At 58.6% G+C, this 18,628-nt stretch carries 10 protein-coding genes; 7 read left to right on the forward strand and 3 right to left on the reverse strand.

The annotated features are described in order from the left end of the window. Window positions 1-313 precede the first annotated feature (313 nt). Window positions 314-811, reverse strand: a complete 498-nt coding sequence (locus tag QEN71_RS12290) for a hypothetical protein (RefSeq protein WP_201653420.1) — start codon at window positions 809-811, stop codon at window positions 314-316. A gap of 275 nt (window positions 812-1,086) precedes the next feature. Here QEN71_RS12290 and QEN71_RS12295 point away from each other — a divergent pair, with 275 nt between their 5' ends. The 5 genes from QEN71_RS12295 (at window position 1,087) to QEN71_RS12315 (ending at window position 11,901) form a co-directional block, all read left to right on the forward strand. Next, window positions 1,087-1,470, forward strand: a complete 384-nt coding sequence (locus QEN71_RS12295; RefSeq protein ID WP_201653423.1) for a helix-turn-helix domain-containing protein — start codon at window positions 1,087-1,089, stop codon at window positions 1,468-1,470. Between the two features lie 277 nt (window positions 1,471-1,747). Further along, window positions 1,748-2,782, forward strand: a complete 1,035-nt coding sequence (locus QEN71_RS12300; protein WP_201653426.1) for a DNA-binding protein — start codon at window positions 1,748-1,750, stop codon at window positions 2,780-2,782. Further along, on the forward strand, window positions 2,779-4,434 hold the full coding sequence (locus QEN71_RS12305; protein ID WP_201653429.1) for a tyrosine-type recombinase/integrase: 1,656 nt from the start codon (window positions 2,779-2,781) through the stop codon (window positions 4,432-4,434). Before QEN71_RS12300 ends, QEN71_RS12305 begins: the two co-directional genes overlap by 4 nt. A gap of 1,432 nt (window positions 4,435-5,866) precedes the next feature. Beyond that, complete coding sequence (locus tag QEN71_RS12310; protein WP_201653432.1) at window positions 5,867-10,531, forward strand: AAA domain-containing protein; 4,665 nt, start codon at window positions 5,867-5,869, stop codon at window positions 10,529-10,531. Further along, the gene (locus QEN71_RS12315) at window positions 10,528-11,901 is read left to right on the forward strand and encodes a hypothetical protein (protein ID WP_201653435.1); all 1,374 of its coding nucleotides are present in this window, start codon (window positions 10,528-10,530) and stop codon (window positions 11,899-11,901) included. The genes QEN71_RS12310 and QEN71_RS12315 overlap by 4 nt, the downstream gene beginning before the upstream one ends. A gap of 552 nt (window positions 11,902-12,453) precedes the next feature. Here the strand turns inward: QEN71_RS12315 and QEN71_RS12320 are convergent. Together QEN71_RS12320 and mauJ are read right to left on the reverse strand one after the other, a co-directional pair. Further along, a complete protein-coding gene (locus tag QEN71_RS12320; RefSeq protein WP_201653438.1) occupies window positions 12,454-14,262 on the reverse strand; it encodes a hypothetical protein in 1,809 nt (602 codons plus the stop codon). Continuing rightward, window positions 14,216-15,682, reverse strand: a complete 1,467-nt coding sequence (gene mauJ, locus QEN71_RS12325) for a methylamine utilization protein MauJ (RefSeq protein WP_201653441.1) — start codon at window positions 15,680-15,682, stop codon at window positions 14,216-14,218. Before mauJ ends, QEN71_RS12320 begins: the two co-directional genes overlap by 47 nt. A 1,424-nt stretch (window positions 15,683-17,106) precedes the next feature. Here mauJ and QEN71_RS12330 point away from each other — a divergent pair. Further along, window positions 17,107-18,228, forward strand: a complete 1,122-nt coding sequence (locus QEN71_RS12330; protein ID WP_201653444.1) for a hypothetical protein — start codon at window positions 17,107-17,109, stop codon at window positions 18,226-18,228. Window positions 18,229-18,230: 2 nt separating this feature from the next. After that, complete coding sequence (locus tag QEN71_RS12335) at window positions 18,231-18,563, forward strand: DUF2623 family protein (protein WP_201653447.1); 333 nt, start codon at window positions 18,231-18,233, stop codon at window positions 18,561-18,563. Window positions 18,564-18,628: the final 65 nt, after the last annotated feature.

Raw genomic sequence — 18,628 nt, forward strand, 5'->3', positions numbered from 1 at the left:
CAGCCAGCACTGTCACATGTTCAGGGAAAGGGACCGTCAATCGGCGCATCGCCTGTTCGCGAGTACGCTCAGCGTAAGCGCGCAACCTTGCCACCAGCTCTTCCGTCGTTTCAGACGGTGGGAGATTGGCCTCTTTTGCCCTCTTTCGCTTCGTCTTGCTCATTCCGACTCCGTTCGGTCCCCCAATCGCTTTCATCAATCAAGATCTTGATGCCACCAGACGCGTGTCGGATCGTGCGATTGGCCTCCCGCCTGCAAAGCTCTGCCCCTGCATTGGAAGGCGCAAGCGCGAGGCAATCCGGATGCCCATATGTCAGGTCGAACCTGCAACGTTTCCGGTCGCGAGCGGACGGGCGGTTTTCGCGGAACGCCCGGGTTTGATTCCGTAAATGAGCTTGCCGCGCGAATGCTTGTCGGCGATCGCGATGGGCATCGAAAACTCGCGGCCCTCGATGGTCGTGTAACGGACGAACGAGACGAGTGGATGCTTGTCGTCGTACGCTCTTGTCGCCCCGAGGTGTATCTCGCTGAGCGGCTCCAGCACCCACTGCCCGCACTCATGTTGAGGCCTGGCGCTCAGCACGGCCGCGCCGCGAACCACGTGCCCGTCCGACGTAAGCTTTTCAAGAGTCACTGCGCCCGAAGACAGATCCACCATGGCGACCCGCGTCAGGGCCCGCTTCGTGGCCGCAAACTGCACGATGAGGACATCCGCACCGCTCCACATCTCGACGATGCCCCATAACGCTGCACCGGGCCCGCCCAGCGAGGGTCCCATGGGCAGACGGTTCTGGTCAGAAGTCAAAAACATACGATCACTCTTTAAACGACAAACATCCCGACTCAATGCCGTGTGAAATGGCGCCACGTCCCGCCTTGATGCGTAGTCCGTGCTTGCGCAGGCCCTGGCTGATGAGCCTTGGGCCGACCAGGTCCCCGACACACACCGCGGGTACAGGCCATTATTCGTAACGCAGTTTTCATATAGGCATATTTCGCCTATGTCATAGGCATTTTGTGATGTTACCAGAATAAGCGAACGCAGCGACGATTCCACGTCGATCAACAACCAAAGGTGTTCACCCGGTGGCTTCGCGCGCGGAAGAAGAATTTGCAGTTCAGGTAGGGCAGGCGCTGGCCAATGCGCGTCTTGAAGCTGGCAGGACACAGGAAGAAGTCGCGGAAATTCTTGATCTCGACAAACAGACGATCAGCCGGATTGAAACCGGCAAGTCCTGGCCATCGCCAGCGCGACTCGTTGCGCTGTCATCCCTTTACGGGATCGAAGTGAGCAGCCTCTTCGCTCCCCCCTCAAGTGAGTCCAGGCAAGTCGCCGGCGACATCGTAGAGATGCTGGAAAAGCTCAGTGCCGACGATCGCGTGTGGGTCCGACGCTGGCTCAAGCAGCTCTGTGGACGCCTGGCCCTGACACCGACAGGTGCAGTTCGCCGCAGCAAACCCCGCCGGTGAGGCACACTGCGGTGGATCGGCGTTGGGCCGTCGTTATCTGCGCTGAGCCGTTCTCCGATTCTCCTTCATCCCACCTCGTTTGACGACCCGGTCAGGGCCACCAGGCCCACTGCTGGTGCGGCCATAGTTTTCCGGTGATAAGGGCGTTTATCACCGGAACGCGCTTCGTTTTCGCCCGGAAAAGGCTTGTCTAACGTTCGAGCCGTGCGTGAACCAGACTGTGACCTAGACTGAAGACAGCGCCCCGCCTCTTTCCCCTGGGCGCCGGAGTCCCGCCATGGCCCGCCCCGCCGCCGTCACCCCCGACCAGATCCGCACCACCGTGCTCGCGATGCTCGCCGAAGCCGGCGAGACTGGCTCTGCCCCCGAAACCTCATGCGCCCCAGCGGTGACGCATGACCGCTTCCGTCGCGCCGTGTCGGTGCGGCGCCTGCGCGCGCGGCTGGGTGCCGGCGACCCCGCGGTGCTGTCGCGGGCGCTGAACACGATCGAGGCCGAACTGGTGCAGGCGGGGCTCACGCAGGTTGCGCTGCCCGGCCTGCCGGATACCATTGCCGAGCAGATGCGCGCGCTGTGGGCGGCGGCCGTCAGCGTGCAGCTCGACGACGTGATACGGCTGCGGCAGGACGCCCAGCAGGTGGCCGCCGACGCGGACACCGCCCGACACGACGCCGACGTGCGCTGCGAGATGCTGCGCGTCGAACTGGGTGAACTGCGCGAGCGGCTCACGGTGCGCGACGCCGAACTGACGGCGTTACGCGCCGGCTGCCGCAGCGCGGCGGAGCGCGCTGAGAGCCTGACAGCTGCCTCCGCGGCGCTCCAGGCCCAGCTCAATGCAGCCCGCACCGCGCTGGAGGGAGCACGGCACGCGCATGCAGCGGAGCTCACCGACGTGCGCGCCCGCTATGACGGCCTGTCGAAACGGCTGCTGCAGGAGACCGAACACCAGCGGCACGCGCTCGCCGCCGAGCGCGAACGGCTCATCACCCAGTTGGCCGATGCGCAGACACGGATCAGTGCGCTCGAGGGGCTGCGCGAACGCCTGCTGGAAGAACTCGCCACGGGACGCGACGCACACCGGCAGGCGGCGGCCGAAGCGGCAGCGCTCGCGACCGTCGTCGCGGAGCAGCGGCATGCGCTCCAGGCGCTGCAGGCCGTCCATACCACGGAGGTCACGCCGTCCGTCGTGCAGCAACGGTCTACCCGGCGCCAGCCGGCGCGGCCCGTAAGTCCCGGCCACGGGGCCGCACGGTCCGCAAGTACCGCCGCGCCGCGTCCAAGGGCCCGTGCGCATAAAGGCCCGTCATCATGACGCCCGCCGACTGGGTCGACGCGGGCGTGCTGCCTGCCCGGCGTCTTCCACCCGCCATTGACGCCGCGCTCGCCTACGTCAGCGAGGTGCTCGGTCACCCGGTTTACCGGTGCTGGACCCTCGCCGACCTGAAACGCGTCTCACCGTCGCTCGCCGACGCGAAACGCGTGCACCCCGCCGTCTTCGCACTGCTGCTCGAGCACGACGCAGCGATCGAGTACTGGGCCCACGGACGCCTGCACCTCGCCCCCGACGGCGGGGCGCCCGCCGCCGAAGGGGTGCTCGCGGGGGTCCTGCGCGCGCACCGGCGCCGCTTCCGCTACCTGCCCGAAGGAACCGGGGCCGCGGCGCACGGTTCGACCGCGATCCATCCCGGCACGAACCACCCGCCCGGCGACGCAGCCGGCGGTCCGGTGATCATGGGAACCGCCGACACGCTCGCTCTGGTCGCGTCTCGCAATCAGGATCCCGCGGCGCTGGGCGCGTGGCTCACCCGCGCCGGCCGCTTCATGAATGCGTCGACCACCAACTCGCTGGGCGTCGCCGACGACGCGCAGGCACTCGCGCTGTTTCTGCGCGACCGCGCCCAGCGCTCGCCGCACACGCTGCGTGGATACCGGACCGAACTTCGGCGTCTGATCGGCTGGTGCGAGGCGCACCGGCGTGGCCCTCTATCCGACCTGACGCGTGAGGACCTGCTGGCGTTCCGGCGCGCACTGGATCAACCGGGCCATTCCGGGAACATCGCCGGCGCCGCACGCGCGGTCACATCCGGCAACGCACCCGCCGTTCACGCGCCGCGCAGCGACGCGGGCCGCCGGCGCGCGCTCGCGGTCATCTCGAGCCTGTTCCGCTACTGGCAGAAGACCGGCTACCTGGTGGTCAACCCCGCCGTGGAACTGTCGGGCGACGGTGCCGCGCGCATGACGTGGACGCCGGCGCGGATCCTGCCGGCCAAGCTGCTGATGCTGTGTGATGCGGTGACGGCCGGCGTACGGCCACCCGGGGTGTCACCGCTCGTCTGGGCACGACGCTGCGCGATCTGGTCGCTGTACCGCTTCGCCGGCGTGCGCCTGGCCGAACTCGAATGGTCTGCCGAACAGGGGCTGCCGCGCCTGAGCGTCGACGAAGCCGCCAGGAAAGAGGTCGATACTACGGCCGCCGTTGCAAGCGTTTTGCCGGATCCTGTCGGACTCGCCTGGACGCTGCACGTGCACGGCAAGGGCGGCAAGGTGCGGGCGATCCCGCTGCCGTCGCGCTGTGTACCGGTGCTCCGTGACTATCGCGTGCTGCGCGGGCTGCCGGCCGAACCGGCGCCGTTCGAGTCGATACCGCTGATCCACAGCGAGAAGCGCGATGCCCTCGGCCACAGTGGCCTCTACGATGAAGTGAAGGCCGTGCTGCACGCAGCCGAGCAGCAGGTTCCGCCCGGTGACGCGGCGACCCGCGCGCTGATTCACGCGGCATCCACGCACTGGTTGCGGCACGGCTATGCACGCACGCTGGTCGTCGATTACGCGGTGCCGCTCCCGGTCGCGCAGACGTTACTGGGGCACGCGTCGGTGCAGACGACGGCCGCGTACGCGCGCACCGATCTCACGCAGCTGCGGGACTTTGTGGAGGGAAGTTTTCCGAAAATCAGGGAGAACTGATGCCTATTACAAAGGCGAAATCCTCGTCCGACTAGCGAAATTGTGCTCGAGCCATCGCCTACTTCAACTGCTCGTCGCACGCGTCAAGATGCACTTGGAGCGCACTATATTGATCGAGGTCAGCCCACTGGCGACACAATGCAGGCGCGAACTTCCCTCTGTCGTCCCGTGTCGTACTACGTCGGCGGTACGCAGAAAAGCTCCGCGCGATAACATCCGTGGTCACCGAAACGACACCTTCCGACAAGCGAAATAGGTCATCAGAAGCACGCTGCCAGTTCGAACAAGGTGTCCACAGCCCTTTCTGCAATAATTCCCAGTCGTCCTCCCATTCCGCATAAGGTCTTAGACACTTTCCGCGGACGAATGTGGGACGAGCGGTAGGATAATGTGCGGCCGCTAGTTCATCCATCTTGAGAGCAGGCCTCCACCGCCGGCTTGACATATCGCCTTGCGAGTCTTGTCGATCGCTGATCATCACTTTGAAATCAACTAACGCCCTGAAAAGAGCGTCGACCGTCGTTAGCACAGCTGGAGGGCGCGTTTGGCCGGACAACGCAGTGTTCGGCACGGTCGAGTCGATTTCAAACACACGCTCGGGGTTAGTCGGTGAACCCGGCACCACATTATTCTGCATTGTGTGCACCTCTGTTTCGTTGGTGTCGAGGGACACTATAGCCATTCTTTCGAGGAATCCAAGGATCGAAGATGGGTCAGCGTCGTGGACCGCGGCCACGAAGGTGCTCTTCAATCCGTGGCGTACCATCGTTCTACTCTGTCAGAGTAGAACCCAGCCGCCTTGACCGCGTTAAGAGGGAAAGGAAAGCCAAGGTCTTCACACCGAATGTAAGGCGCCTTAGTCTTATCCGGACGCATTTTGATACATGTATGGTCAGGTCTTTTATGTTCGCTGAATCATGTCAACACCACGGAGGCAGTTCGTCGCTGTTTTCTATAGAAGCGTTCCATTCGCCGTTCGAAATGTGGCCAACGCGTAGAACGCTTTACGGATGGCGGACGCCTCGATCATCGCGTCCCGCTCGTCGGCAAAATCCACGATCAATATGTTGTGAAACCGCAGCGCACATAAGTACGTCTCGCAACCACGTGCATCGGTCTAGCAACCCGAGAGCTACCCAAAGAGCGCGCCGACTTGTTTGGATGTCATTTTTCTTGTCGATACGTTTGTGGGCCAAGTTGGGTGGTATCTTGGCGCACGGGACAGTTAGTTGCGCAATGCTTACCGCATTGTGTCTGCCGAGGAAGTAGCGAATTGCTTCGGGCGTTCGACAGCGTGGCGGCAGTGGGGACTTATGCGCCAATACGATAGAATCCTCCACCAGCTGCAACCGCCTAAAAAATCGACGTTGCGCGAGTCCGGGGGATATAAAAAATGGTTTGTCGGGTGAGATATCTCAACAGCGCAGGCATCATGCCGCGCGAGATCAAAGGGGTCGACGCGCTTTCGCGTGCGTTCCCGTCAGAGTGGCTTCTCTACGTATCGCTTAATTGTTTCCCCCGCAATCAAGATCCAATGGAAATCGATGCGGTCGTGGTGACCGACGATCAGATCCTTCTGCTGGAGATAAAAGACTGGAACGGCAAGCTAACCTCTAAAGGCGACCGCTGGTTTCTCAATAAGGCGCCTCGCAAAAGATCCGCTGTCATCGTTAGCGAAGAGAAGGCAAGGAAGCTAAGATCGGTCATAAAAGGCGCTAGCAACCTAGCCGGCGCCTTTGCAGTTGAGGCCAGAGTCGTGTTTACCGGCACAGCCGACGCGTCGCATCTTCCAGCACAAGAACGTGCGCGCACCTTGACACTAACAGAAGCGTGCCTGATAGGTGATCCCTCGCAGCGATACAACTACATCCCCAGGGGTAGGATCCAGCTGACAAAGGCCCATCAGCTGGAAGCTGAATTTGAAAAGGTTTTCAACAATCCAAGGCTGTTCCAACGCTCGGAAATGGATTGGTCAGGCTACGCGGTCACAGAGAAGGACGTCTTCATACATCCGCGTGGAGTATGGCATGACCACTTTTCGCAGCGGAAAAGCGAGCCGCGCATCAAGGGGATGGTAAGAACGTGGTCGTTTGATCGACTTCCCGTTGGACTCAACAGCGGTGAAATGCGCAAGCTTGTGGCCCTTCGCGAGACCAACGTTTTCGGCTACCTTCAAGACATTCAGAGCGACCTCATCACTCGAAATCATGTGCTCAAGGAGGCAGTTGCACCTGACGACGAAATTTCGACTGATCACTTCGAGGTGCGTCATCTGGGCCCGGGATGGAGCCCATTGGATCGTTACCTAGTGCAACAAGGGGACGACCTCAGCCTCTCTGACCGTTTGGTCATCGTATCGAGCCTGCTAAATATTGTCGCCCATCTTCATCGCGACAACGTAACGCACCGCGACATTGGTCCCCGAGCCGTCTGGATTGGAAGTCACAGCGACCTCGCCCTGACCGGATTCATGTCGTGCCAGTTGCCGGACAAAAATTCCGTCATGGACTGGCTGGCGGACCTGCGTGGGTATGCGCCAGCTCTTCCAGAAGACGCGTCAGCCATTTCGAGCACTGGCCGTCAGAGGGATGTGTACGCGTGCACTTACCTCGCCGCTCAGATCCTCCTCGGAACGGCGCCGCCGACCGACCCCGAGCGAGTTGTCGCAGCGTTGCCGCCTGAGGCTTCAAATCTGGGCGACTGGTTTCGGCGTGGCATGGCGTCGAACCCGGCGCAGCGATTCATCGACGCAATCGAGCTTACGGATACCTTCTCTGCGATTGTCGAGGACCATACGCCAGATGGTTTCGACGCAGCCCTCTTAGACCGTTTCGAGTCACATGTTGTCCCATTTACCGCGTGGCCTCCGACTGGTCCTAGTACGACCCTCGGGCTGAAGAGTATCTACCCTCATGAAAAAGATGGGCAGATTCTCATTGTCAAGGTCTGGATGTCACTGGGCAGGAACCGCTCGCTGGCGAGTGATTCCGCCCTCCTCCGACTTCTGCAAAGCGTAGACCTACTTCGAAGTGCACCTATCAAGGGTCTGCCCAAGTTCATCGCTTACGGCCTCTCCCCCGTCGGTTTGTTCGTCGTCTACGAGCGGTCTGAAGGTGTACCGCTAGCGGCCCTCACCGAACTCCCCGAAAACGCATCATTGCCGCTCGCCCTGGAACTCCTGCGCGCAGTCTCCGCATTGCATGAGCTCGGTTGCGAGCATGGAGACATATCACCAGGCAATATGATGATCAACGTCGACACCGGTTCGGTGTGTCTGATCGACCCCTTCGACGTGTCGCCTGTAGGCAATGGCGCGGTACGCACGCCGACGATGTGCCCCACGAACTGGGAGCATCTGAATCAGGCTGCTATCGACCGGTACGCAGCGTTAAAAGTGACATGCATGCTACTCCTGCTCGATCCAGGAGAGCATGCAAAAAAACTGTTGAAAGACCTTGCAACCGAGCTAGACAAGCCGGTAATCGAGTCTCTGCAAGTTGCCATTTCGTCGCTTTCCAAAGCCATAGTGGCGGCGAGCGCACCTGCCGCTCGAGAGTTCATCCTGCGCTCGCCCGCACTGAATTACAGCTTCGGCAATGCAGACAAGATCTACGTACGACGCAAGGTCGGAGACTCCGGCCTCAGTACGTTCTTGTTAACCACACCTAGTGCTCAGCTGGTTCTGGACGGGGATGGCATCCTCCTGACACATCATCGGTTCAGGCAGACTCCCTTTACGGCTCTCGCCTACGAGTCAGCCTCCGGACATGGCGATCTGCCGTTTCGCGTAAGAGTCGAGCATGGCGTCGAATCCGGCTTTGAAGAACTTTATGCTTATCTATGCGGACATGAGCGCTTCGCTACTCCCAAAGGCGAACCTCAGCCGTCAGTTCGCCCCCCTCACTTCGATGTGATGTGGCACTGGATGAAACTCGTTGAGCTAGAGGAGGACGCCCGCGTCGAGATCGTTATCACGGAAATTCTGTCTGTGCGCGACCAAATGCTGGTGTGCACCTATGAAAATCTGGGAAAGGATTTCGATTTCGATGAGGAAGACATTATCGAGATCTACGCAGGCACTCGGCGGATTGGCCGCGTGGATCTTACGGCTAGCGCGCTGCCCGTGGCGATCGCCATTACTGATACTCGTGGCCGTATCTCTGAAGGAGACCGGCTCCGGCTCGCCGGGCGACGTGAGCAAACATCGATGGACCGACGTGCTCGAGCGGTACGTCGTATTCTGGACTATCGCTCAGTCGTTTCGAACCTGATCGACTACTTCGATCCACACCAACAGATCAGGCCGACGCCATATGATGTAAAACCAGAGACCGAAGACCTCAATACCTATCACCTTAACGATGGCCAAAAGCACGCCTTCCGCCAAGTTCTCGCGGCAGGCCCCGTAGGCCTATTGCAAGGACCGCCAGGGACCGGCAAGACTCGCTTTATCGCCTCGTTCGTGCACTGGCTACTAACCCGCGGAGGGTGCCAGCGAATCTTGATCGCGAGTCAGTCCCATGAAGCGGTCAACAATGCAATTGATTCTCTGTTGCGCTTGCATAAGGATCGTGGAACGCGCCCTAGCCTGCTACGTATCGGCTCAAAAGGTATAACTGAGCGAATTCGTCCGTACCATACGGCGGAGTTGCGCGAACGCTATCGAGTAAAATTCGAAGCTGCCGCGAAGTTCCGGTTCAGTCAGCTTTCGTCGAGTCTCGGAGTTGACCGAGCTTACTCATCAGACCTCTTTGATCTTGATAAACAGGTGGGCACCTTGGCCCGCCGCTGCGCGAGTATCCAGGAAGCCCTCAAGGATGATGAGACCCAACTGGCCATCGACCGCGAACGCAACCGCGTGCAACGATCACGTGTGGAAGACGCTTTTCGTTCTGCCTTCAGAGCATTCGCAGGACGGGAGCCTGATGTCAGTCAGGCCCTGCAAGAGTATGAGCAACTCGTTGAGAATCTCGCGGCAGAGCATTCGCTAATTTCACCCGCCGACGTCACGGCGGCCTGCAACGCATTGAAGCTCACCAACGACTGGCTACACTCGCTCGGATCGCCCGGTCGAAACTTTGAAGAGTTTCTTGCCAAGACTCGCAGCGTCGTAGCGGCAACTTGCGTCGGCGTTGGCCAGACGCGAATCCGGATCGATGCACAAGTCTTCGACTGGGTGATCGTCGATGAAGCCGCGCGCTGCACTCCCGGCGAACTGGCCGTACCGATTCAAATGGCGCGACGTGTCCTGCTCGTTGGAGACCACCTACAGTTGCGGCCGATGTTTGACCGGGAGATGCTGGAGGATCTGAGCGCATACAGCCCTGATGTCAAGCAGGAGGAACTGACGAGAAGCGACTTCGAGCGCGCGTTCACATCGGAATATGGATTGGAAGTCGGAGTCAGGCTTACCGAGCAGTATCGTATGGATCCGGCTATCTGCACGATGGTGTCGCGATGTTTTTACGAGGCGCATGACATCAGACTTGACACTTCCATTGATCGTCAGCCGACATTGAAACGTTCGGACATTGAAGCGCCATGGCTATCCACTCCAATGGTATGGATCGACACCCAGTCGCAGCAGGGGCACGAGGAGGTTCAACTCGAGGGCGATACAACTTATCACAACCCTGCCGAGGTAGACGCAGTCATGACCGTTCTGGAGCGTCTTTCTGAAGACAGGAAATTGATCGAAGCGTTAGCAAAATTGGACGATGAAACACCGATTGGTGTTATTTGTATGTACAGCGGTCAGAAACGTCAACTCGAATCTGCATGGTCGCGCCGACCCTTCGATCCAAAATTCAGGCGCCTCGTGCGCATCGACACTGTGGACTCCTACCAGGGCAAAGAAAACGCGATCGTCATCCTCTCGCTCGTCCGCAGCAATCAGAGCGGTTCTACCGGTCACGTGGGCAACGAGAACCGGTGCAATGTCGCCACCTCACGCGCGAAAGAACGCTTAATTATCGTGGGAAACGGCAAGATGTGGGGCAAACAAGTGTCCTCGCAATCACCAATGCGACTGGTCCTTGAGCACATGAACGAACATCCTTCATCTTCCAGGGTTCTGTCTGTTGAGGAGTTGTCGTGAACATGGCGACCACTGAGTCTTTCCAAACGAATACGTTCGGATTCAACCTGCCATGTCGCCAATTCGTCATTGCAGCGGAGCGAACACGCGAGCGACGCCTCCCGATGGTCGACGAATTCGTCCTCCGCACCCTCCATGCAGTTCGAAGCATCACGGCGACGCGACTCGCACGATTCTTTGGATTCGAAGGCAAGGATCTTGGAATTGTCATTTCTGACCTGCAGGCGCGGGGTCTCGTAGTTGTCGAGGACGACACGTTGACGCTCCACGCTTCCGCAAAGGAATTGTTCCGAACATCCAATGAATCTGCACCAACGATAACTTTCGCGGAACCGATGCATGCCGACGTATGGTTCGATCTGGTTACCAAGCATATGGCAAGTGGTCGTGGATTGCGGAATGTCCAGCACCTCATCTCTATTCCTGCACGCCAAAGTCTCGATGAAAATGAGGCAGGCGTGGCGTTCCATGACAACTTCCGGGAATACCTCCGCATAGCGCGCGGAGAAAAAAGCCCCGACGAATGGACGCTCTATTCCATACTCGATGTACATGCTGGACGTTACAGCTTCGTCCAAATCGGAGGCAGCGAAATTCTGCGGATCGAACCCGTACCCAAGATTGAAGCTCGTTTGCAACTTGACGACTATGACCGCGGAGGCAGGGCGAGACGGCTCACAGAAGCTATGGCCGTCGAATTGAGTACGCGCGACCAGGCAACTCCCAGCCAAGCGTCCTCGACGGAGTTCGCACGGTTGATGGGCAAAGACGACTTAGTGCGGTGGACGCGCCCGGACGGTTCGTTCGACCTCTCTAGCTGGTACGCCAACGAACTGAGATCTGGCGCAGACATCACAACACCGCTCATAGGCTACCCATACGTCGAAAGAAATAGAAAAGCAATAACGAAACTGCTCGACGAGGCGAAAGTCAATGTTAGCGAACAAGGCCGTTCTGAACTTTTGTGGCAACGGCCAGGCGGAACTCGCTGGGGAGCAACCGAAGACCTACCGACTATGCTGGAGTCACTTCGCTCGGCAATACGTGTACGTACAAAAGGAGCGAACCTTTCCACCGCGCTCATCTCTCCGGCCGCCGTCAACACTAGGGAAGCACTTCTCTTCACTCGCGTCTTCGATCGAGGTCTTCACGCTCCCGCGGGTGCATCTCCTCTTGCCCTCGAAGTTCTGATCGTTGCCGAGGCTGTTGCAGTGATCTCTGTCATGGTCGCGCTGAGTTCAACGATTCACGTTCCCATCGGGTACGCGACGATCGACAAGGAGTTAGTCAGGCGCATCACGGAGTTGAGTCGGCTACAGAAAACGGGAAGCGAGAGTACCCGTTTGTGGCCTAAAGCTGACCGATCGTAGTTGACCAGCAAGAGGCCGACCGAGCGTCGGCCTCATTGATGCAATATCGGACGGCATGCGAAGGCGAATCAGAACTAGCCTGCTCAAGCCTTGTCTCGTAAAACAACGAGACGTTGCGATTCTGTCAATCGTCAGGATGCGTGTCGCGCCATCATTCCGGTGTGGTGATTGCTTTTTCCCCGCATGGTCCTCAAGCAGATACAGCAAGGTACTGCCGCAAAGCAGCCCAATAGGTTTACCATTGGCAAGCTCGAATGCCGCCGCCCCATAACCGCTCGTGGTCACAAGGATTCCTTTTGACGATAGTTCACGCGCAACGCACAGACCGCTCTCCAGCGACGCTGGCGCCAACCATGTCCAATCGTCTCCCCATCTACTAGTGTTTGTGTCATCAGATCATGACGAATGAGACACAAGTCATGGGCTATGTCGAACTGCGAAGGCAGATGCTCGCTTTTTTTATTCCGGATTAGTTGATACAGGTTCTGCCAGACAGCATGTCGCTAGTTTTTGACTCGAGCGAACGCACTGCGCCAGCATCTGGTGCATCTGCTATAGATTCCACCGCTTTCGTACGGACGCCACTTCCCGGTCATAGTAGTCTACGATTCCTTCCGTGCGCTTTCCAGTCACGTCATCGCTTAAGGCGCTTAAGGTCGTCAAATGCCTTTGCCAGTTGTCACGAGCCGACTCAAGCCTTTTCAATAGATATGATGGTGTGTTTTTTTCTCGGGTTACTCTAAGACGCTGGGGATAGACACCTGTAACGACATACGGGCGGCGGGTACTACCAGCACCATAAGTCGAATTCTGGGCTGACCACAATGCATGTGGCAAACATTTTCCCCAACCCTTATCGAGAAGCTTTACGACGACACTCTCTGCCTCGAGGTCGCTCACCGGATAGAGAGTACCAATGTAGGCTCGCGCGCCTGCAAACACAAATCTAGCAGACAGTTCATGCCATGACACACAAGCATTGTTGATAACGACAGGGGAACCATGCTCAGCCAAGGCACGTGGGATTGCGATGTAATTATGGTCGTGCATGGCCATCGCGGCGGACATCCGAACTCGTTTAATTGTCTCCTTCTTCACCGGTTCTAATTCGTCGTTGCGTATTCTTTTTTCGTAGTCGCGAATCGCTGTTCCCACATGAAGTTTCGCTTTTGCTACCGGGTCGCTCCAGTCTACTCCATCAAGGGAGTGAAAGCGGGTGAACTGCACAACGTCAAGCTTGTCAGGATCTGCCGTCTGGCCAACGCCGACCGCTATATCAACCACCAGCTCTCGCTCAAAACCTTCGCTATCGATGAACTGATACGTCCAGCGGTATCCATCTGTATCCCCGCAGTGCGTCGCAAAAATCAGCAAGTCGTACGGGAACAGATGAACCATCTCAGTTATGTCGGTTACGGTAGCGCCAGCACCACGATATCCTCGAACGAACATCCCCCTTTCCGGCAAGATTTTCGCGGCCGCTTCTATCTCGGGCGCTCGAGTTCTTTCAGGATCCACCAGTACACCAATATTCACGCCACGGGTGCCTGGCTGCTCAGCCGAAAAACCATTAACGACTGCGATTCCCAAATCCGGATATGTGAAAAGATGAGTCGAGGGCAGCTCAGGGAAAGCAACCCCGAACGGGAGCGATCGCGTGAAGAAAGTCAATGCCCCTTGCTGAGGAAGTTCGAGATTTCCGCATAACGTTCTCAATTGCGACTCGAGCTCATCGCGGATACTCGCCTGCGATGCGCCTCCGAGGTCTATCGAGTAGTACCTCTCGAGCAGGCTGACCGCTTCAACGCTGTCGACCTGAGGAATGATCTGCAGACTCGCACCAAGCGCGAATGCATAGTTTGCTGCAATCACCTCTGAAAGCGGCTCTCCGGCCTCGCAGATGACCAGGTGATCGACCGTTCGAGGCGAATACGCGGCAACGGTAGGGGCCCCATCTCCAAATTCGATCAGACGCCCTTCGTAAAGGGCGCGCAAGACGCCCGCGCCGATGAAGCTGTGTCCCCAGCGTAGCGGTTCGCGGCCTCTCCGTTCCGAAGTTGCAAAGCTGCCAATGTCGTCTGAGATGCAAAGCGACACTCGATTCTTCGGTAGTTTTGCAGACATTGCCGCTGTGGAAACGTCGCTCAGTCCGGTGAGGACTATCTTTTTGGCGTCCAATCTGGCAAGGGCATTGTTCCGACGCAGAACCTCGGCGTCGGCATCGTCGCGCGTCATGCGAGGCCCATCAAGCACCGCGACATAAACACCTTTTCGCGCCAGCGAGCAAGAGAAGCGCGCGGCCAGCAACGGATCGTCAGTGACGATTGCCGTCTGATGAAGTGTCGGACATTTCGGCGACATCGGAAACAGGACTCTCAGAAATTTTGTAACGTTCTCTGATGAAGCGTCTTGCAAGCAACCGCAACACGTAAGACGCAACGCTCAATCGACGAATCTCCGCCGCGTCGTCGGCGTCTGAAGGACTTTTCAGGCTCGCATGCGCGACAGCCAGTCGGCACGCCTCCCAGATATAGTCCTCAGGTGAAGCGGCTCTGCAGTCCTCGAGGAAGGCACTCATGCGCACGTCGTCCGCGTGCGCCTCCTGCGCAATGCTCTGGAAACCCCGCCCGATCCACTTTTTAACCCGCTCGCTCTCCCGGTACCCCAGTTCTATAACCTTAAAGAAGCTCAGAACCGCGTAGCTAGTCAAGGATGCCGCTTCCGCATTCAGGCCTTCCCGATAGAGTGCCAACGCCCTACGTGCTTTGTCCTCCCCAAGTATCGTTCGGGAGAAAATCCAGGTATGCACTGTCGCAAAGGCGAGATCACGCTTTCTCACGGGCACCGGAATCGGGTTGCCTGCCCAGCCGCCTTCAACAATAGCAAACTGGTCATCACACCAAGCCAGCGTACTCAGGAACCGGTTGATCACAGTGTTCGCCGCACGCCGCGTAAGTTGATTCCCGACCAAATCGATGTGCACCGACTGCGTGTGCTCTTTCGTTTTCGGCATCAGGACAAGGTGATACTTGTCGAACTTCACCAGTAACTCGCTCTTTGGCCAGGTAACCTGCGTGTCGATGCCCACATTCAGGAAGCGAGAACTGCCAGTTACGCCGATCGCTGCTCGGCGCGCTTGCTCGGCTTCGACAGCGTCATATTCCGAACCGTCTCCCTCTGGCTCGGCCGAACTCATCAGAGATAGTGCTATGGCTCGCACAAGTCTCTCGAAGAAGCGCCCGTTGAGCGACAGGTTACGGGCAACTTCCGGCTCCACGGTGCCGGGATCGAAGGTCAACTCTGCCCCAGGAGTCGTGAGCGAGACCGCGAATTGGGAGACGAACCAGACAGTCCGCAACGCCCCATCATGACGATAGGTGACAGATGCAATTCCGTACACGTTTGTCCCTGATTCGGCACTCGACATCGAGATGCGAGACAAAGTCGCTCGCGCGTCTGCGTCCGTCAGCACAGTCTCGATTGCGGCCACGAAATTGGCGGCCCCCCAGCAGGACGCTACTGTTCCTCCCACCGGCCGCAAATCCTTGAGAATTGTAGCGGCATGCCCTGCCCAGTTTGGACGGCTTGTGGCAAAGCCCAATAGCGAAGCAGCAACTCCTGCAACGCTCAGATGCCTGCTTCTATTTTCGCGCCCCTGCGGAAGCTGTCGATGGCCGCGCAGCGACTCGAAGCGCTGCGCTACGTCTGCAAGGTCGTCGGACGCAACGTCACTCCCCTTGAAATGATTTACCAGGAAATGTTCAAGATTCTTGGCGAACATGGGCACCTAACCTAACAAGCTGCGCATTAATCGGGATTGAATTATGTAGTATTGAGGAAGCAGCCGTTCATCCTAGTACGCACTACGAGGGGTCGTGCATTGTGACATGCGGGCCTTGCAACCTGCCGGGCGTCCAACCCTATGATCAACTCAATGTTGCACAGCGTTCAGCAGCACGCAGACTTGTTTTCTCGGCTCACCACGGAAGATACGCGCGAATGCAGCTTTGCATCGCGTAAAGATGTAGTGCTGCTCAACCTGACCGTCTATCGAACGTCCGCTCCACATCGTCTTTCAACGCTTGATTAGCAGCCGTGACTTTTTCATAGGCCAGCGGAGGCGCCTGCAGGACTCGGACATGTTCACCAAGCGGCTGACTTCTAGCGTGACCCGGGGCAACCGTACCCGCCCTCGAAACTGCAAGCCCCGAACGGGAGCAACGGGTCGGGCGCCATCCTCTGAGGTTCGAGAAGCTGTCATTCTAAATAGCAGGTCGTCGAGCGCCCCCTGCGCGACCTATAGCGATCGTTGCCCGGCGATCGGCCAAAAGGCCACAATAGCCGAAACTCCGACATCACTGCACGCGAGATCGGTTCCAAGACCTTCTGTTTGTCGCAATCTATCGGCCCTATGTCCCCATGTTGACATGAGGAATCGAGAATAATCTGAAGATTCGCCCGTCATCCGGCATCCGTAGCCAACGAGCTTTTGCAAGCCTGTAATGGGTATTCCCTTGCGAGGCCATGGCCATTTAGACTAGTCGCGATCACTGATACTCGAATCGTTAAAAAAATCAACGATAGATTGCTATCGTCATTTTTCGGGTTGAAGCCCACAGCGTAAGGCCTTCGCCTAGTTAAAAATCCAGCAATGATTGTCAGTCAAAGGCTTGACCCCAAGTCGCGAGGTTGATGCCGGGGGTCTCTGGTCGCAGATGCGTCGCCAATATCGCGAGGCTGCAGGCCGCGCACTCGGCCACCGAGAGTGAATCGATTCTCGGCGTCGTGTTTCGCGCCATCGAGAACCTGGCGCCTGCGGGCATCGCCATCGCAAGCTGAATTGGGGGCAGATTTCTGGAGATTGCCGCCGCGCCATTGACTCCGCCCCGCGCCTAGGGCGTTGCGCGCTGAAACGTGATTGAGGGTCGGGCGCGACACCTGTTGACCTGCCGGGGGCTTGTCCCGTATATTTGCCCCCGAGGCCAGACACTCGGAAGCGTCCGACAGTGCCCCCTGGCGGATTGTTCGGTCTCTTTTGGGTGGTGCGGAAAGTAATACGGGGTTCCGCTGCCGTGCGTCCCATTCGGCCCTACGGGCAACGCAACAGCTACGAGAAACTCGAGTCAGCAGAAACGCTGGCACGAATTCCTCTGGTTCCCACGCGGAAGCGTCGGAGCTTAACTGTTGACGTCTGTAGAGGTCAGTATGATGTACTTCAAGAATTCAAGAGCTCCCATTCGAGCAGCTGAGCGCTGCGACGAACTCCTTCCCAAGCATTTTCCCAATGCGGTTGGCGAAATCCCCCCGAAAGACCTGACCGCCTTTGTCCTGTGCGCGCTCGATTCGTGGCGCGACATGAGAACGTCTTGGTCAAACGCTGAATCCCCCTCACCGCTTGACGAAGATGACGAGCAACACTTCGTCGGTCGTCGCGTAGAGCAAAACGCACGCGCGCTGCAGTTCCTCACCGCGCGAGACATCGCGACGACCCCGGAACTCGTGGCTCAGTTCGTTCGCGAGTGGCAACCTTCGGCACGCTATCCCGAGCTGGACGTCGAAAACTACTTCGCGGCTCAAAAGTGCGGCAGCACGGGCAGTGAGGCGTATTGCGAGTACGTGATGGCCGTTTGCCTCAAGACCCTTAGCCTTCCGACCGAGGCACAGGTGCGGCTCATCGTCGAAAACGTGCACTGGGCCGCGCCCGTGTGGGCTGAGCGAATTCGCATGCGAGCGGGCGAACTTGCGTGCGACATTATTGCCAAGCTCAAAGAAAACGAAAAAGCTGAGGTTGGCTTTCGCATTCTTCGCGCAGTCTCACTCTTCAATTCCTACGCAAAGGCCCGGCTTGCCCAGTTCCTCACCAAAGGCTGGAACCGCAAAAATCGCCAGCAAGCGCGGGAGCTCGTCGAGCAGGCAAGCGAAGAGAATTTTGATGCGGACCCGCTCGCGGATTCGATTTACGCGGAACTGGCAGACGCGGCAATCACACTCATCGACTCCGAAGCTACGCCCAAACTGGTCAGCTCGGTCATCCGCATCCTAGAGCGCGCCGCCGATCGCGGTCACTGGAAGGCCGCCCTCCACCTGTATCACTTTTATTCCGACCCGTCAAAAGTTCGCGATGGCGACGACCCCGAGGGGTTTTATTCCCACAAGGTTGCACCCGACGAAGAAAAAGCGCAGCACTACCGTCGCATCGCCAAAGCGTATCCGTACGCAGAGCTCGAGCTCCGTGCAGCAGTAGCCGAGGCGTGGCTCGCCAGCGAAAAGGCACGCATGCGAGCGGCCGCTTCACGTGACGGCAACGCCGGTAAGGAGGGCGCGTAGCCATGAGCCAGCATTCCAACGAAGCGAAAACGCTGGTCGACGTCGGTTTGCAGGTCGGCCTCGACGCGGCCGAAGCACCTGACGCATGCGAGATGTCGCGCTACAAGGAAGACTATGTGCTCGGGTTTGTTGTGGGCCGTAGCATTTCGGAATCGGTGCAACGCTCGAGCCGTATGGCTGGTGCGGCTGTTGCCGGCCAGCTTGGCGCGCGCTACGCCCTGCCGCTAGACCGCGTGCTTGTCGAGCTTGAGTTCTCTCGGGAACTGGTGGGCGAGGTACGTCGCGCCTATGAAGAAGGCCTTCGTAGCGCCGCCAGCGCGCGCAATTCCGATTAATCTTTTATGGGTGGGGGCTGAGTCAGCCCCGTCGCGAAGCTCTCTTAGCTAGTTTGTCGAACAGC

The sequence above is a fragment of the Paraburkholderia sabiae genome (assembly GCF_030412785.1).
Classification (GTDB): Bacteria; Pseudomonadota; Gammaproteobacteria; order Burkholderiales; family Burkholderiaceae; genus Paraburkholderia; species Paraburkholderia sabiae.

Bases quoted from the DNA above. Each gene is read 5' to 3' on its own strand.
- QEN71_RS12290 (WP_201653420.1), bottom strand. From the start codon at position 811: ATGTTTTTGACTTCTGACCAGAACCGTCTGCCCATGGGACCCTCGCTG.
- QEN71_RS12300 (WP_201653426.1), top strand. From the start codon at position 1,748: ATGGCCCGCCCCGCCGCCGTCACCCCCGACCAGATCCGCACCACCGTG.
- QEN71_RS12305 (WP_201653429.1), top strand. From the start codon at position 2,779: ATGACGCCCGCCGACTGGGTCGACGCGGGCGTGCTGCCTGCCCGGCGT.
- QEN71_RS12310 (WP_201653432.1), top strand. From the start codon at position 5,867: ATGCCGCGCGAGATCAAAGGGGTCGACGCGCTTTCGCGTGCGTTCCCG.
- QEN71_RS12320 (WP_201653438.1), bottom strand. From the start codon at position 14,262: ATGTCGCCGAAATGTCCGACACTTCATCAGACGGCAATCGTCACTGAC.
- mauJ (WP_201653441.1), bottom strand. From the start codon at position 15,682: ATGTTCGCCAAGAATCTTGAACATTTCCTGGTAAATCATTTCAAGGGG.
- QEN71_RS12330 (WP_201653444.1), top strand. From the start codon at position 17,107: ATGATGTACTTCAAGAATTCAAGAGCTCCCATTCGAGCAGCTGAGCGC.
- QEN71_RS12335 (WP_201653447.1), top strand. From the start codon at position 18,231: ATGAGCCAGCATTCCAACGAAGCGAAAACGCTGGTCGACGTCGGTTTG.